This window comes from Salinicoccus jeotgali, from assembly GCF_055379195.1.
In genome coordinates, this window is sequence record NZ_AP043830.1 from 103,035 (window position 1) to 118,476 (window position 15,442).

A 15,442-nucleotide genomic window follows, 5' to 3' on the forward strand; every position below is an offset into this window, starting at 1 on the left:
GTAAATAAATAGAAAGTTCGAAATTGACAACGAAATTAAGGGGAGCAGACCAGCCAGGATACTTAATGATAAGGAAGTGTCGGAGTTCGGTGATCTGGGAATCAAGGGAGATGATGCGGAAAAGTTGAAGCGGGTTTAAATAAAGGAGTCAAATTTATAACGCCATCTATTGAATAGCAATAAGGTAACGGGACAGAAATGCTTAAAACACTATTAAATAAACGTTCTCAAATAATAAATAATGTCATGCATTATAAATTTAAGTAATGCATGGCGTTATAAATACAGGAAATGAGATATATTGCTAAATATTTTGCTGCCTGTTGCCAGAGAAATAAAATTCCTATGTTCCAATACTTTTCGGACGAGGATTTTCTTTGGGATGGATATAGGAATACTGGTCGACTTTTTCGGAAGGTATAAGTCTTTCTGTTATTTCATAAGGGGTATTGTAGTTCATTTCAAAAATGACGAGTGAACCATCTTCTTTTACCGATTCTATATAAGCGACATGTCCCAGTTCCCCACGTTCCGTTTGTAGCACGGCCCCAGGAGCGGGTTTTTGGTCTACATTATAATCATCATCGGTTGCATTCGAAGCCCACAACTCAGCATCATGCCAGTCCACCCCTATCATATTGCCGTCTTTTTTAATTTCTTCAAATACATAAAAGGTGCATTCTCCTTTCTCGTAAGCGTTGTACGCCATAGGATCAGGAAGGATTATGTATTCTATATTAGCCCACAATCCATCTTCCATCTGTTTGTCTACATAATAAAGACCAATTGCGAGCGAGGTTATGGCGATGGCTGTAAACCATTTTTTCACGTGGAACATCTCCCTATAATTAATGGTGTTTGGTGGTCTAAATCAAGTACTTAGAAGTGCAGTTATTTTAAAAAAGCAGCTGATGGCAGCTGCTTTCCTATCTATTCATTCACTTTTTACTGAATGTTTCAATTAGACTCAATAAGCTGAGCGATGCCCATTTAAGAGCATTCTTGCTACCTTCGAATCCATGTCCTGCTTTAAGGTGCTTAAATACCGCAACAACTAAGACGCCACTGATCATCAGCGAACCGATACGATTAAATGATTTGCCAAGGAATGACGCAAACAGGAATAGTGAACCGATTGCTTCGAGATAACCCGCAACCTTCATCTGGTCTGGGGTAACATTAAATTCTTTTTCGAAATCCTCGCCCATTTGACCTTCATTTTCTATTTTTGCCAGGCCGCCTTCAATGACATTTTTGCCTATGTAGGCATTTAATAAATACTGTATCATTAACAACATCTCCTTTCATAATCTATAGTTTCTCAGACTGGATGAATAATGTCACTAAATGTGCTTACTTAATGTAAGTACTAACGGATATACCGATACGACATCAGCTTTTGTAACATATCAATCTCTTCCTGCAGTCGTATGCCGATATTTGTATCCTTTATTTTTTTTCTCTCAACTTCCTCATCAACGACTCGCCTGACGGAAAGTGCATCTGCTCCATGCTTCAGCACATTTTCTTTGGAATTGAAGTGCTGATGAGCCACTAGCTGCATGCCATATGAGTTGAATAGGAGGGTATAGCCAGCTATGCCGGTCGTTTTCTGGTAAGCTTTCGAAAAACCTCCATCGATGACGATCATTTTCCCATTGGCCTTAATTGGATTTTCTCCATCTCTTTCTTTAATAGGTGTGTGCCCATTGATGATATGTCCGCTAACAGGGTCCAAATCAAATTCTTCAAGCATTTTTTGGCACATCTCCACATCTTCCCTCAAGTGATAATAGGGGTTCTTCTCTTCTTTATGGGAGCTTTTGTCAGCGATGAAATACCGTTCAAACGTTGTCATTGCACGTTTTCCGAACAAGGAAGAATATTTTCCTGTCCATAGATACCAAACAAGGTCGGTGGCAAGATCATCCGTCTGTTCGATATTGGAGAATGATTTGCGTAGATAGTATTCAAATTTATCAAGTAGCTCCCGTCCTTTATAGACAGATCCATCTATTTCCATGGCTTCCATATCGCCGTTTTCATCAACCGGAATACATCCATGTATAAGCAAATTGCCATTGTACTTAAGGTAGAGGTTCCCTTTTTTCATAAGAAAATTCATATGCCGTTTTAACTTTTCAGATTGTTGTAAGGATAGTAGCAGTTTATCAATGACTTCCGCCTCTTCTTCAAGAAGTCGGGTCGGATCATCAGGGTCGACTGTAGAGAAGCAGGTATGCTGCAGAGAATAAGTTTTCCCATAAACTGTTATTTTTTGATTGTCGTAATCCACTTTTTCAAGTACCAGGCGCTCGTCCATATCAAAATACGGACGACGTTTTATTATGGGGGCCTCCAGTTTGAATTGTATCATCGCGATGGCTTGATGGATTTTAGTAATCTGTAGCTTTTCCTGTTCCGGAAGGGCAATGTCGGAGTGCTGTTTTGGATGGAACTGGGGATTATCATCATAATATTTCTCAGCCAAATTCAAAAGAGGCCGTAAGTTTATACCGTAGGCATCTTCAATGATATCCAGGTTATCATAGCGGGCACAGATGCGGATGATGTTGGCAAGGCACACTTTAGAACCTGCGTAGGCACCAATCCACAATACGTCGTGGTTGCCCCACTGGATATCGAGTGAATGGTAATCAATGAGCGTATCCATTATCTTATCGGGCTCCGGACCACGATCATATATATCGCCTACAACGTGGAGGTGGTCTACGACTAGGCGTTGAGTAGTATAGGAGAGACCGGTTATGAGTTTCTCTGCTTGTCCAAGCGCAATGATTTTATCTACGATGGTTTCATAATAAGATTTTTTGTTTGTATCTTCATCACTTTTGTAAAGTAGCTCTTCAATGATATAGACAAACTGTTTTGGGAGAGCTTTTCTAAGTTTAGAACGTGTATATTTCGAAGAGGCATATGAAATCAATTCAATCATATGATGTATTTTGGTTCTATGCCATTCATTTAATGCTTGTTTTGAAGCCATCTGATCCTTGACCAGCTTTAATTTTTCTTCAGGATAGTAGACGAGGGCTGCAAAATCACTTATTTCATTTTCAGTCATGCGGTGTTTGAAGACATCGTGGATCTTAACGCGTACGTTACCTGACCCATTCCTTAATACATGCTGAAATGCTTGAAATTCACCATGGAGGTCGCTGACAAAGTGCTCAGTTCCTTTTGGAAGATCCAGTATTGATTCAAGATTGATGATTTCGGTCACTACTTTTTCTTCGCTATCGAACTTGTCGGAGAGAAGGTCCAAGTATCGGGAAGTCATGTCTCTTCCCTTACCTGCCCCCTCATTGAAACCGTTACCAATAGAATTCGCCATTAAATACACTCCCATTTGTACGTTATATCCCCATTATACTTTAAATGACCATTTTCATAAATCGAATTTAAATAATTATATACAGATCATTTCCATGGAGAGTCTGTCCAAAAGTGGATTCAACTCATATGAGCAATGGTGTTATAGACATTGTTTTTAAAATACCAAAACATTACGGGAGTGTATAACGCTATAATAACGTCGATATATCTATATATGTTCAAAAGGGGGTTAATCAAAATTGATCCTTCAGCCATTTATAATTAAAAAAGAAATGAAAAAAGGCCTATATAGGCCTCTTTTTATGGTAAGTATACGAATAACCCGTTCATTAATTATAGGAATTTCTATCGTTACCATAGCATTGGAAGATAAAAATCGAATAGCGCACCAACACATAATTTACGATGACTACAGCTAAAGCCAATTCGAAGATCGAAGCGAATTTCAGTACTTCATTAGCTAGCTCCTTATCATCAACCAGTTGAAAGACTTTGATGATCGAGGTGGCTGAGATGACTACAGGGAACGTGAGGGCAGCATAGCTTGGATGAAATTTATACTGCATGATTTTAGGCAACATGAAAATAATGAAAAAATATAGTAGTTGCGATAGAGCGAGCAGTATATAGACGATACTCTCCGATGGTTGGTCTATAACAGATAGATAACCGGTCAAACATAATGATCCCGGGGCAGCAATAATGGCGATTAGCGGCAAAGTCGATTTTGTAGCCTCTCTTTTAACCAATTGGCTTATGACGATCGGCAAAAGTACAAGATAGAAGGCAAGCGCAAACCAAATGATGATTCGTCCAAATTCTGGACCGAAATTGCTTGATGTGGCTGGAATGACCCCGATACCTACAAACGTAACAAACCACCCTGGATTAATGTATTCCGACCTTATGTTTCTGGGTGCAAGGAAGTATAAAGTGAAGAACCCCATAAGGCTGAAGTGAAGTATTATAGCAATCCACCATATGAGCAATATAATCGAATCATGCACGGTAAAGCGGCTTAGTGTATGACAGAGCATCATCATGGACATGGGGAAGGTTGGAGAAATGGCTGCAACGATCGGGTTATTCAATGTTTTTAAAGTTTCTTTACCTGTAATGGTGATCTTTAGGAAAAATAAAAACATCATCAGTATCCCAATTACGGTGAAAGTCCATCCAATCCTGTCATAGTGTATTGAGAAAAAAAGATGGCCGAGCGATACTAAGCCAAGTATCAATCCACTTATGGAGACGGGGATTTGGGTAAGGAAATGTTTCATATCATGGCACTTCTTTTCTAATTTAATGATGAGGCGCAGTGTAAATGAACACAATGATATATTGTAACTAATCGACCGATGATTATCAATCTGAAAATTTTGCTCAAATATAAAGAGCGTAGAGTCCAATTTCTAATTTTGTATATGGAAACGTATATTGAAAGAGTGCTTCCGTGCCACCACTTCACGATCGAGTCCAGAAGAAGTGCCTCTTTTTTTATGGGTTTTCTGATACTGGCTCGATTCCTGCCAATTATGAAAATCCTGAGCGCTATCCCATAATGTCAGAATGACATAATAAGGGCCAGACTCACCTTTCATAACACGGAGTGCTTTAAAGCCTGTCACAGTAGCAAGGTTCGATTGACGATTCAAAAAGCGTGCTTCAAAAGCTTTTTCCATACCAGTATTGATATAGACATTATTCAAGACGCAAAATCCTTTTGTTTCCAAAGACCCTTTACTTTCAATTATTGAGTAGCTTTTTTCTTCAGAATTATTTCGTATTGTCGCCTTTTCTTCTCCTACTGAAACCTGATAGTTATTCTCTACATCTGTGAGAATCATATTGTCACCTCTTCGTTTGATTAGTTAGACACAGATATGACTGTTCCATATTGAGAATAGTAGATTAATCTGCATCATTTCTAGAAAGCGTATCATTTCTGTGGAAGGCTTATCCTGTCACGCATCATTCCATTCATGATATATTAAGTATACAATATATTATCTTTAAGGAGGCTTATTCGATTAAATGATTAAAGTAGTCAACGAGATACGTATTGAAAAAGGAAGAGTTGAAGAGGTAGCCAAACGTTTTTCCACGGCAAAGTCTGTCCATACTTTTGATGGTTTTGTACTGATGGAAGTTCTAATCAAAGAAGACACGGAAGACTATGATGTAATTGAGGTGTGTACAACTTGGGAAGATCATGAAAGCTTCGAAGTGTGGAGGCAGGATCGCGCCACAAGAAAAGCGCATGAATCGAGTGATTCCAAATCGAAAGAGGAAAATAATCCGATTCTAGGGGCAGAGCTTTCAATCTATGAAGTTTATGTACAGCATCGGCCGGAATAGCTTTAAACCTTATAATAAAATCATTATCGAAATGACAATGACGATACAAAAAAACGCCCATAAAATGGACGTTTTTTTGTATCGCAATGCATTATATCTTAACTACCTGCTTACCTAGGTTCTTACCTTCAAAAAGGTTATTGAACGCTTTTGGCAGATTTTCGAATCCTTCTTCAACGCTTACTTCTGTGTGGATCTTGCCGTCCTTTACCCACTCAGCAAGTGTTTGTCCGGCTTCTTGGAAATCATTGGAATAGTTACCGACTACAAAGCCCTGCATCAAAGCTTGGTTTTTAATGAGTATAGGCTGGATACGTGGACCGACATCCTGTTCAACGTCATTATAGTTTGAAATTGTGCCGCACACCGGGATACGTGAGAAAGTATTCAGGTGCTTGAACACAGCATCTGAGATTTTGCCACCGACATTTTCGAAATAGACATCGACTCCATTAGGTACAGCTTCTTCGAGGGATTTTTCGAAGTCATCCGATTTATAATCGACCGCAGCATCGAAACCGAGTGTATCCTTCAAATAAGCCACTTTTTCTTTACCGCCAGCAATACCAACGACTTTGGCACCTTTTATTTTAGCGATCTGGCCGACTACGGAACCTACTGCACCTGAAGCCGCAGAGACTACGACTGTTTCACCGGATTGCGGCTGTCCGATCTTCAGAAGACCATGATAAGCAGTCTGTCCTGTCATCCCCAGCGTGCTTAGATAAAGGTGTAGGGGAACATTAGCATCCTGCACTTTTTGGATATTATCCGTTGTAATGGTGATATAACGCTGCCAAGGCATTATGCCGACTACGTAGTCGCCTTCAGCAAAACCTTCTGCTTTCGAAGCAAGGACTTCACCGACTACATGGCCATGCAAAGGTTGATCGACCTCAAACGGTGCGACATAGGATTCTGCATCAGACATGCGTCCCCTCATATAAGGGTCGACAGATATATAAAGTGGTTTGATCATGACCTCATTATCTGATGGGTCTTTTTTAGATATCTCTTCCAACCGGAAAGTATTATCGTCTGGCGTGCCCTTTGGGCGGTTTGCAAGTACAAATTGCTCATTTTTCACTATAATTGCCTCCGTTCAAAATGAATTACATATTCATTTTAACTGGCGGATACTGAGACGGCAAAGAATCTGATTGAATAAGAAAATCCCCCGTTAGGGAGATTTAATCTAGCTTGATTTAACATTATGAACTTCGTAGCCCAACCTTTCTACAACATTTCTTATCTCATCGGGAGTAATTTTACTTTCGTCATGTTCAACTTTGACTTTACTTGAATTGAACAGTACTTTTGCGACTTCAACTCCATCTCTTTTGGATAGGTTGCCTTCAATTTTTTTAATGCAGCTTGGACAGGTGAACGTTTCTGTCTTCAGATTGGTTTTCACTTGATCTCTCCTCCTGTTAAGTTTGTATTCTTATCTTCTATCTATAGTATATAGGTAGAGCACAAAATAAAAATTGACGAGCGTCAACTAATGCGAAGAGTTCAATTTCAAGAAATTGATTTGGAATGATATGCTCGTATGTATATTCAGATATTGGAGGGGAATGGTTTGAACAATTGGGATAAGAAGTTTGATGAAGAACACTATATCTATGGCATAGAGCCGAACGAATGGTTAAAAGAAAACATTTATGAGAAGGGGAATCTGGAAGAAGGGGAATCTGGAGGTTGCCTTACTTGCTGAAGGAGAAGGACGCAATGCGGTGTATTTGGCGAAATTAGGCCACAAGACCGCAACATATGACTACTCCAAAGTCGGATTAGCTAAAACTGTCCGGTTGGCAGAGTCAGAAGGTGTCGACCTAGAGACCCATCTGCAGGTCCTCACAGTGGCGGATGCCCTTCCTAAAAATTTCTATGACCTCGCAGTCAATATATTTGGACATGTGCCCTCAGAAGGAAAGGAGAATATGCTTAAAAACCTTATAGACTGTGTGAAACCAGGTGGGAAAGTCATATTCGAATTCTATTCGAAGCGACAATTGGAGTTCCAGACCGGTGGACCGAAGAGAAGTGATATGCTTTATGACCTTAAGGAATTGGAAAAAGAGTTTTCATATTACGACATAGAGATCATTTCTCTCGACGAAAAGATCGTGGAACGTCACGAAGGGACCATGCATCGGGGTAGAAGCGCTGTTATCCAAGGCTATCTTAAGAAAAAATGAAGGGGTGGCTTAGCGAACCCTTACCTAAAGATCGAGATGGCGATATAGTGTCGCCCTACTGATATTTGTTTCGCTCTTTATTTCGTTCAAGGTATATTTTTTCGACATATACATTTCCAAAGCCCTTTTCATATTGTCATCATTTCTTTTGGGTCTTCCCGAAGGTTTGCCTTTGGACGCTGCCGCTGACACCCCGATACGTGTCCTGAACTTGACGACATCACTTTGAAATTCAGATAAAAGGTGGAGTGTATCCCGAAAGTTATACGTGGAGTGCCCGTTAATCTCCAATGATTTATTAAGGATGATGATGGATGCTTTTTTCTCTTCGATGATATCTACAAGGTCCACCAGCTGTTTTGTGGAATCGGCAAGTATGAATAAATCAGTGGTATATACATAATCTCCACTTTGAAGTCTGGAAAACAAATGATCTAACTGTGTGCGTTTTTTGTTTTTGGCGTGCTGCTCCTCGAATATTTCATCTGCATGCTTTTCTAACTTTCTTTTCTGTTCAATCTTCGAGTCGTTAAGTCCAACATCTCTGATATAACCATAGATCATGCCCGACCCTCCTTATCTCTATAAAGCGGTCATAATTCCAAAAAGGGGTATACTTATGAAACTTTGATGATTATAATAAGCTCTATAGAATTATAAAATAGGAGCGTAGAAAATGATAGAGGCATTAAAGAAAGAATGGCTGACCGACCCCAAAACCAACATTCTGGCGGGGATACTGGTGGCGCTTGCTCTTATTCCTGAAGCGATCGCATTTTCCATCATTGCCGGAGTCGATCCGATGGTTGGGTTATATGCTTCATTCATAATAGCAGTATCAATATCAATATTAGGCGGTCGTCCCGCGATGATCTCTGCCGCCACCGGTGCAGTAGCGTTACTTGTTGTGCCGCTTGTGAGTGAGTATGGCGTAGAGTATCTATTGGCTGCAACACTGCTGATGGGAGTGATCCAACTGGTACTTGGCATCCTGAAGATTGGTAAGCTGATGAAGTTCATTCCGAAATCCGTTATGCTCGGGTTTGTCAATGCGCTTGCCATTATGATCTTCATGTCTCAGATTGAACATATTTTTGGTATCTCAATATCGACATATGTCTATGTTGGTGTCACCCTGCTGATCATCTATGGTGTGCCCAGGTTTTTCAAGGCGATACCAGCACCACTTATCGCCATCATTGTGCTGACCGCCGTCTACCTCTTTATGGGGGCTGACTTGAGGACTGTTGGAGACTTGGGAGCTATAGAACGTTCTCTACCAAATTTCATCATACCTGACGTGCCTTACACGATGGAAACGTTAAGGATCATTCTACCATTTTCCATATCAATGGCTATCGTCGGATTGGTTGAAAGCCTGCTGACTGCAAAAATTGTCGATGATGCTACAGATTCCTACAGCAGTAAGAATAGGGAATCCCGCGGACAGGGTATATCAAATATCATTGCAGGTTTCTTTGGAGGCATGGGTGGTTGTGCCATGATAGGACAGTCAATAATTAATGTGAAATCAGGTGCAACTACCCGCCTCTCGACTTTTACAGCGGGAATGGTGCTCATCTTCCTTATAATCGTCCTTGGAGATCTGGTCGTTCAGATACCTATGCCGATTTTGGCAGGGATAATGGTGATGGTGGCAATAGGTACGTTCGATTGGGGCTCTTTCCAGTATGTCGTAAAAGCGCCACGGACTGACGCCCTTGTGATGATTGTGACAGTCGTGATTGTCCTTTTCACCAGTAACTTGGCAATGGGTGTGGTTGCAGGAGTGGTATTGAGTGCATTGTTCTTTGCAACTAAGATCTCCAACATCACCGTAGATCGTTCAGAATCAGGGAACCAAGTAAACTATCGTTTCAATGGGCAGATATTCTTTGCTTCAGTTGATACAATGATGAACCAACTCGATTTGGATGACCATGATAAAATAATAGAACTTGATTTCACTTCAGCACACATATGGGACGACTCTGGTGTAGATGCTGTAGATACGATGATAACAAGGCTTAAACGAAGAAATAATCAAGTGCGCATCAAAAACTTGAACAAAGACAGCCGGAAAATCATTAATGAACTAAGTATGATAAATAAAGAAGAGCTTAATATGGGGGGATAAAACATGTATAAATCCATTCTGTTGGCAGCTGATGGCTCAGATAATAGCTACCGGGCTGCTAAGGAAATCAGTAAATTCCATTTCGAAGGTACAGTGGTTACCATTCTTAATGTCATAGCCTATAGCGACTCAAAAACAGATGTGCTCCATGGGTCCAATAATAGGAGTCTGGAACGTGAGCGCCTGGCAAAGATATCAAATATCACAGAGTACTTCGAAGCGGAAAATATCGCCTATGAAGTACTATTCGAGCATGGCGAACCTAAAGAGACTGTGGTGAAAGTGGCAAATTCAGGGGATTATGACGTAGTTGTCCTCGGAACCCGGGGACTCAATAGTCTTCAAGAAATGATGCTCGGCAGTGTCAGCCACAAAGTGGCCAAACGCGCACAGATTCCTGTCATCATCGTTAAGTAGGGAAGATGTATAAAAGCGCAGAATCAAAATAGGATTCTGCGCTTTTATTTACATTTTAATACTGAATTTTTACGCTTAATGATATAGTCTTAAGGAAACAGGAAGGGTGAGCAGAATGAATATAGAGATACCACTCATGCTCATTGTCGCCCTATTCATCACACTTGGCATTGCGAGTCAATGGATTGCAGCAATGATCAAATGGCCGGCAATAGTAGTAATGTCCATAGTAGGTCTCCTTGTAGGTCCGATATTTCAGATAGTAAACCCTCAGGAAATGATGGGCAGCGAGCTTTTTGGAACAATTGTTTCTCTAGCGGTTGCAATAATCCTTTTCGAGGGCAGCAGCAATCTGGATTACCGTGAATTGAGAGGAGTATCCAAAGCTATAGCAAGGATCATCACAGTTGGTGCTGTGCTCGCATGGCTACTCGGTGCGATGGCCATGTACTTTATATTGAACTTCCCATTATCGATATCATTTGTACTTGCAGGCCTCTTCATTGTGACCGGCCCTACGGTCATCCAGCCGTTGCTTAAGCAGGCTAAGGTTAAAGACTCGGTGAACTCCATACTTAAGTGGGAGAGTATCATCCTCGACCCTGTAGGACCGATGTTGGCGCTATTTGCATTCTATGTCTTTCAGATTTTAGGACAGGACTTCGGTCTTGAGTATTTTCTCGAATATATTATTGGGTTCAGCGTAGCATTTGCTCTTGGTTTTGGAGCATCCTATCTGTTTATATGGATGATTCAAGGCGATTTCATACCACAAAATTTGATGGCACCCATCCAGTTTGTATTTATCCTGCTGCTATTCAGCCTGAGTGATGCTGTACTGCATGAATCAGGGTTATTATCAGTGACGATATTTGGGCTGGTGATGGCGCGACTCAAAAACTACAGTCTTATTTATAAGCAATCGAATCATTTTATCGATGAGATGACGCTGATTCTTGTTTCTACGGTCTTCATTCTAATTACTTCTTCTTTGACACGTGAAGTTTTAAGTGAGGTGCTGAGCTGGGAGTTGGTGCTGTTCTGTCTCGTCATGATTATAATTGTAAGACCTGCCTATATTTTATTATCTACAATAAACACTGAGATATCATTTAAGGAAAGTGCATTCATATCATTTGTGGCACCAAGAGGTATCGTTGCACTGGCAGTTGCCGAATTCTTCTCAGGGCTATTCAACGATCAGAATGTACCAATGGCGGAATATATCGCGCCTGTTACATTTGGCTTCGTTTTTGTGACGGTCGTCTTCTATGGCTTCAGTTTTAAGCCGCTGAGTAAATTATTAAAGCTGTCGAGCATAGAACCACCGGGTATCATAATTATCGGTGAGAACCGTTTCTCCCTTAAACTTGCTTCAAAATTACAGGAACATGAGATTCCAGTAATGGTATCCGATCTTTTGAATTCGGACGCAAAACGTGCTAAAGAACTAGGCTTGGAAACTTTTGACGGTAACCTGCTGTCTGAAGATGAACGCATACAGGCCGACCTTACCCCTTATGAACAGTGTCTATTGATGACACGCTCCTATACATTCAACCATTTGGCATTTAATGAGCTGTCCCAGGAGTTTGGCTTGAAGAATGTTAAGATGTTCCCTTATCCGATCGATCATGAAGAGATGCGGAATCGGGTCGAGCAAGTTATCAGACATCATATTCTATTTGATGAATATTTTACGTATTATTGGTTCAATCAATTCATAGACGAATATGAGATTACAGAATTGGACCCTTCAGAAGTGGAAACAATTGCTGAAGATGACATCATCCTGTATTATATCGATTCTGCAAAAAATGTGACATTCAAGACGATTACTGAAGATTTGTCCTATGGAGACGAAGGTGTAGTAGGCGTATTGAAAGGTGCTCATACTTTTAAGGAAGAAAAAAAGAACGGAGGATAAGTCTAGACTAACCTAATTATTTGAGACAATATAAAACACCTTCGAAATGGTACAATGTTCATCAAGTACTGAATCGGAGGTGTTTTTGCATGGGCAAAAACGTATATTCAAGTGAGACCAAGTGGGCAGTGGTCAAAGCGAAAATGGCGGGTGAATTGACTACAAATGAAATTATGGAGAAATACGGCATCAAGAATAAATCTCAAATTTCCACATGGGTCAGATGGTATAAGCAAGGGGAACTTTATCGATTTGATCAACCGATTGGAAAGCAGTATACCTATGGACATGGTCCTGAAGAGCGCTCAGCTGATGAACGAAAAGATCGTCAGATTGAACATTTGAAGATGGAGAACGATATTTTAAAAAAGTATATGGCGATCGAAAAGGAGTTGAAAAAGAAATAGTTCTGACACTTGTTGAAAGAATGCAGACCAAATACACGATTACTGCCATTTTAAGTGCATTGCTTGTGCCGCGTTCAACCTACTACCGATGGCGATCGGAAGCCACTGATTCATCGTTGACCGATGTCGAGCGGACAATCATTGATATATGTGAGTCGACGAAGTATCGATACGGCCATCGCAAGGTGAGAGCGTTGTTGCAGCGAGACTACAATATCAAAAGGAATCGGAACACTGTGCAGCGCATCATGCAGAAATATCATCTACAATGCCGGATTAAGCCGAAAAAGAAATGGCAGTCACAAGGGGAAACCATTATTATCGCACCCGATCGAATCAAGCGTGACTTTCAGGCTGCCGCGCCCAACCAAAAATGGGTCACGGACATTACTTACATCCAATACGGGCGCACTGTGCAGTACCTGTCAACGATTATAGATCTTTACAACAATGAGATTGTCGCAGCCAAATTGTATAATCATCAGCAGACGCCATTAGTGCTGGATACACTGAAAGAAGCTTTGGAGAAACGGGCACATCCTAAAGGCGTGATCATTCATTCGGACCAAGGGAGTGTGTATACATCATATGCCTATCAGTCATATGTAATGGAAAATAATCTGGTGAGCAGCATGTCCAGACGCGGGAACTGTTGGGATAATGCGGTCATCGAATCGTTCCATTCTAACCTGAAGTCTGAAGCGTTTATATACACCAGATTCAATTCACTCAGTAATGTTGAGACGATTTCACGTGTGAATCAATACTTAAAGTACTATAACGAAGAAAGAATACAAGAAAAATTAGGCTACCTTCCTCCAATTCATTTTGGAGGAAGGTAGCCTAATGAAGGTGTTTTATATGTGTCTCATACTGCTAGGTCAGTCTAGTCCTCTGTTCTTTTCTTACGATTAGTCAATAGATTACAAGCATATATTCCATATTTTTCATCCCTATCCAGCGGGGCGCCCCGCTGGATAGGGATGTCGGCATGCCAAATAGGCCCTGCTTTTTCAGTTTTTTCGGAGCAGGGGCTGTGGTATACTTGAGTTACGAATTGACGCAGTGGTGGGTGGCCACAGCGTAATCATATCGCTGTCCAACGGTGACAAGATGGAAGAGGCACTTCAAAAACTTGTTCACACAGGCGATGCAGGCAACCTTATGGTGTTTACCATGGGGTTGCTTTTTTAGTTTCCGATAGTAGTCCACCAGATGGTTATCCGCGTGCCTCTGGTTCCGGATCATATTCTCGATCATGTAGTACAGGATTTTCCTTAGATGCTTATTGCCGCGCCGATTGATCTTATCCTTGTACAGAAGGGTGCCGGATTGATGGCGGCGGATGTCGATGCCGGTATAGGCATTCAGCTGATTGGCCGTGTCGAACCGGCGGATGTCTCCGGCTTCAGCGATGATACGGACCGCTGTAATGTCTGCAATCCCTGGAAAGCTCTTCAGGATATGGTATTCCGCCTGTTCCTGAGACATGGCGACCATTTGCTGGATGAGCCGGTGCTTCAGCTCCAGCAGGGTCTGACAGCGTGCAGCATAGTTTCTGAGCTGTTCAATTCGGACGTCATCTGTAGACAGTGCCGGATAGGCATCTGCGGCCGCCGACATCAGCTGATCGGCTTTCTCTTCTGCGCGTTTTCGGGACTGGCGCTTCCCGGTGCTGCCGAGGATCATATTCTTCACTTTCGTTCTGGACAGCACAGTCACCCGATCCGGATGCGGAAACAGTTGGAGGATGGAAAGATACAGGTCGGAAGTTCGGGTAAAGAGCTGCTCCAGTTCCGGGAAGGTCATCTGAACCAGGGCATGGATCCGGGTTCTCAGTCGGACAATCTCCTGCTCCAATTCAGCGTAGTGGCGGGAGAGGCTGCGCATTTCTTCGTAATACCCTTCTTGAACCTGCTTGTTGCGGGGCGGATGGGTAAAACAGGCCTGGGCGAGTTTATGGGCATCACTCCGGTCCGTCTTGTGCATCCGCATGGACAGGCTCTGCATCTTGGCCGCCAGTGGATTGAGCAGCGCATACTCGAACCCGCATGCCTGCATGAAGCGTTCCAATGCCTTTGAGTAGACCCCTGTGGCTTCAAATACAATATCAGGCAGGACGCCATCCTGTTTCCGTTGCGTCTCAATCTGGATCCGGACATTATCAAAAGCCGATCTGGTATGCGTGATATCCCCTTCAAATATACAGTGCTGCCAAGCATCATAGACGACCATGTAGCTGTGTCCCATACTGACATCAAATGCGATGACACTTTTCATTTGGTTCTCCTCCTTTGTTTTAAGCAGAAGTGACCACGTATCCTCATCGATTCCCTTTTCTCATACTCGATCTCGAAGATCCCACATACTGAACCTGATTCAGATAAGGATAGTGGAGCTGGCCCGTTTTTATTCCGGATTCTAAATCCTAAAACCTCGTCGACCTGATCTCCACTCCTACTATATGAAAATAGTACCACAGGACCTGGCCGGGTCCTGTGGTACTAATCTTAGTATGTTTTTATTGCCCGGGAAATATCCTTTCCCATTTTAAGTTCGATTTCTGAGGGATCTAAAGTTGATTTAGATTATCTCGCAGTTGAAATATTGAAAGAAGATGAAAAATGCTTTGATTGCG

At 41.7% G+C, this 15,442-nt stretch carries 16 protein-coding genes; 7 read left to right on the forward strand and 9 right to left on the reverse strand.

Translation table 11 applies throughout. The features are described 5' to 3' along the window. Window positions 1–343 precede the first annotated feature (343 nt). The 5 genes from ACZ43I_RS00450 to ACZ43I_RS00470 form a co-directional block, all read right to left on the reverse strand. A complete protein-coding gene (locus ACZ43I_RS00450; RefSeq protein WP_344700732.1) occupies window positions 344–838 on the reverse strand; it encodes a CHAP domain-containing protein in 495 nt (164 codons plus the stop codon). 100 nt (window positions 839–938) lie between these two features. Continuing rightward, a complete protein-coding gene (locus tag ACZ43I_RS00455) occupies window positions 939–1,289 on the reverse strand; it encodes a hypothetical protein (RefSeq protein WP_344700733.1) in 351 nt (116 codons plus the stop codon). An 80-nt stretch (window positions 1,290–1,369) separates the two neighbouring features. After that, window positions 1,370–3,301, reverse strand: a complete 1,932-nt coding sequence (locus ACZ43I_RS00460) for a fructose-1,6-bisphosphatase (RefSeq protein ID WP_344700744.1) — start codon at window positions 3,299–3,301, stop codon at window positions 1,370–1,372. Window positions 3,302–3,686: 385 nt separating this feature from the next. Then, window positions 3,687–4,637, reverse strand: coding sequence for a TDT family transporter (locus ACZ43I_RS00465; protein ID WP_344700734.1), 951 nt, complete (start codon window positions 4,635–4,637; stop codon window positions 3,687–3,689). A gap of 132 nt (window positions 4,638–4,769) precedes the next feature. Further along, a complete protein-coding gene (locus ACZ43I_RS00470) occupies window positions 4,770–5,204 on the reverse strand; it encodes an antibiotic biosynthesis monooxygenase family protein (protein ID WP_344700735.1) in 435 nt (144 codons plus the stop codon). Window positions 5,205–5,391: 187 nt separating this feature from the next. On the opposite strand from ACZ43I_RS00470, the gene ACZ43I_RS00475 reads away from it, so the two are divergent. Continuing rightward, window positions 5,392–5,715, forward strand: a complete 324-nt coding sequence (locus ACZ43I_RS00475) for an antibiotic biosynthesis monooxygenase (protein WP_344700736.1) — start codon at window positions 5,392–5,394, stop codon at window positions 5,713–5,715. Window positions 5,716–5,806: 91 nt separating this feature from the next. Here ACZ43I_RS00475 and ACZ43I_RS00480 read toward each other — a convergent pair whose 3' ends face one another. Beyond that, entirely contained in the window at window positions 5,807–6,802 is a 996-nt protein-coding gene (locus ACZ43I_RS00480; protein WP_344700737.1) for an NADP-dependent oxidoreductase, read from the reverse strand. A 108-nt stretch (window positions 6,803–6,910) separates the two neighbouring features. Further along, complete coding sequence (locus tag ACZ43I_RS00485) at window positions 6,911–7,129, reverse strand: heavy-metal-associated domain-containing protein (RefSeq protein WP_344700738.1); 219 nt, start codon at window positions 7,127–7,129, stop codon at window positions 6,911–6,913. Between the two features lie 250 nt (window positions 7,130–7,379). Here ACZ43I_RS00485 and ACZ43I_RS00490 point away from each other — a divergent pair, with 250 nt between their 5' ends. Further along, window positions 7,380–7,916, forward strand: coding sequence for a class I SAM-dependent methyltransferase (locus ACZ43I_RS00490; protein ID WP_344700739.1), 537 nt, complete (start codon window positions 7,380–7,382; stop codon window positions 7,914–7,916). Window positions 7,917–7,940: 24 nt separating this feature from the next. Here ACZ43I_RS00490 and ACZ43I_RS00495 read toward each other — a convergent pair whose 3' ends face one another. Beyond that, the gene (locus tag ACZ43I_RS00495; RefSeq protein WP_344700740.1) at window positions 7,941–8,480 is read right to left on the reverse strand and encodes a recombinase family protein; all 540 of its coding nucleotides are present in this window, start codon (window positions 8,478–8,480) and stop codon (window positions 7,941–7,943) included. Window positions 8,481–8,592: 112 nt separating this feature from the next. Here ACZ43I_RS00495 and ACZ43I_RS00500 point away from each other — a divergent pair, with 112 nt between their 5' ends. From ACZ43I_RS00500 to ACZ43I_RS00520, 5 genes are all read left to right on the forward strand, one after another. Then, window positions 8,593–10,053 (forward strand): SulP family inorganic anion transporter, encoded by a 1,461-nt coding sequence (locus ACZ43I_RS00500; RefSeq protein WP_344700741.1) that lies wholly within the window; start codon window positions 8,593–8,595, stop codon window positions 10,051–10,053. 3 nt (window positions 10,054–10,056) lie between these two features. Continuing rightward, complete coding sequence (locus tag ACZ43I_RS00505) at window positions 10,057–10,470, forward strand: universal stress protein (RefSeq protein ID WP_344700742.1); 414 nt, start codon at window positions 10,057–10,059, stop codon at window positions 10,468–10,470. A gap of 115 nt (window positions 10,471–10,585) precedes the next feature. Continuing rightward, complete coding sequence (locus tag ACZ43I_RS00510) at window positions 10,586–12,397, forward strand: cation:proton antiporter (protein ID WP_344700743.1); 1,812 nt, start codon at window positions 10,586–10,588, stop codon at window positions 12,395–12,397. Between the two features lie 89 nt (window positions 12,398–12,486). Then, complete coding sequence (locus ACZ43I_RS00515; RefSeq protein WP_344703118.1) at window positions 12,487–12,804, forward strand: helix-turn-helix domain-containing protein; 318 nt, start codon at window positions 12,487–12,489, stop codon at window positions 12,802–12,804. Between the two features lie 2 nt (window positions 12,805–12,806). After that, window positions 12,807–13,646 carry an IS3 family transposase gene (locus tag ACZ43I_RS00520; protein ID WP_344703120.1) on the forward strand — a complete coding sequence of 280 codons (840 nt, stop codon included), beginning with the start codon at window positions 12,807–12,809 and terminating at the stop codon, window positions 13,644–13,646. A 208-nt stretch (window positions 13,647–13,854) separates the two neighbouring features. Here the strand turns inward: ACZ43I_RS00520 and ACZ43I_RS00525 are convergent, their stop codons facing one another. Next, complete coding sequence (locus tag ACZ43I_RS00525) at window positions 13,855–15,084, reverse strand: IS110 family RNA-guided transposase (protein ID WP_344703124.1); 1,230 nt, start codon at window positions 15,082–15,084, stop codon at window positions 13,855–13,857. Window positions 15,085–15,442 lie beyond the last annotated feature (358 nt).

Excerpts from the sequence above, each read along its gene's own strand:
- ACZ43I_RS00455 (WP_344700733.1), bottom strand. The coding sequence starts at position 1,289 with ATGATACAGTATTTATTAAATGCCTACATAGGCAAAAATGTCATTGAA.
- ACZ43I_RS00460 (WP_344700744.1), bottom strand. The coding sequence starts at position 3,301 with ATGACTTCCCGATACTTGGACCTTCTCTCCGACAAGTTCGATAGCGAA.
- ACZ43I_RS00450 (WP_344700732.1), bottom strand. The coding sequence starts at position 838 with ATGTTCCACGTGAAAAAATGGTTTACAGCCATCGCCATAACCTCGCTC.
- ACZ43I_RS00495 (WP_344700740.1), bottom strand. The coding sequence starts at position 8,480 with ATGATCTATGGTTATATCAGAGATGTTGGACTTAACGACTCGAAGATT.
- ACZ43I_RS00465 (WP_344700734.1), bottom strand. The coding sequence starts at position 4,637 with ATGAAACATTTCCTTACCCAAATCCCCGTCTCCATAAGTGGATTGATA.
- ACZ43I_RS00490 (WP_344700739.1), top strand. The coding sequence starts at position 7,380 with ATGAGAAGGGGAATCTGGAAGAAGGGGAATCTGGAGGTTGCCTTACTT.
- ACZ43I_RS00470 (WP_344700735.1), bottom strand. The coding sequence starts at position 5,204 with ATGATTCTCACAGATGTAGAGAATAACTATCAGGTTTCAGTAGGAGAA.
- ACZ43I_RS00515 (WP_344703118.1), top strand. The coding sequence starts at position 12,487 with ATGGGCAAAAACGTATATTCAAGTGAGACCAAGTGGGCAGTGGTCAAA.
- ACZ43I_RS00475 (WP_344700736.1), top strand. The coding sequence starts at position 5,392 with ATGATTAAAGTAGTCAACGAGATACGTATTGAAAAAGGAAGAGTTGAA.
- ACZ43I_RS00505 (WP_344700742.1), top strand. The coding sequence starts at position 10,057 with ATGTATAAATCCATTCTGTTGGCAGCTGATGGCTCAGATAATAGCTAC.
- ACZ43I_RS00500 (WP_344700741.1), top strand. The coding sequence starts at position 8,593 with ATGATAGAGGCATTAAAGAAAGAATGGCTGACCGACCCCAAAACCAAC.
- ACZ43I_RS00510 (WP_344700743.1), top strand. The coding sequence starts at position 10,586 with ATGAATATAGAGATACCACTCATGCTCATTGTCGCCCTATTCATCACA.
- ACZ43I_RS00525 (WP_344703124.1), bottom strand. The coding sequence starts at position 15,084 with ATGAAAAGTGTCATCGCATTTGATGTCAGTATGGGACACAGCTACATG.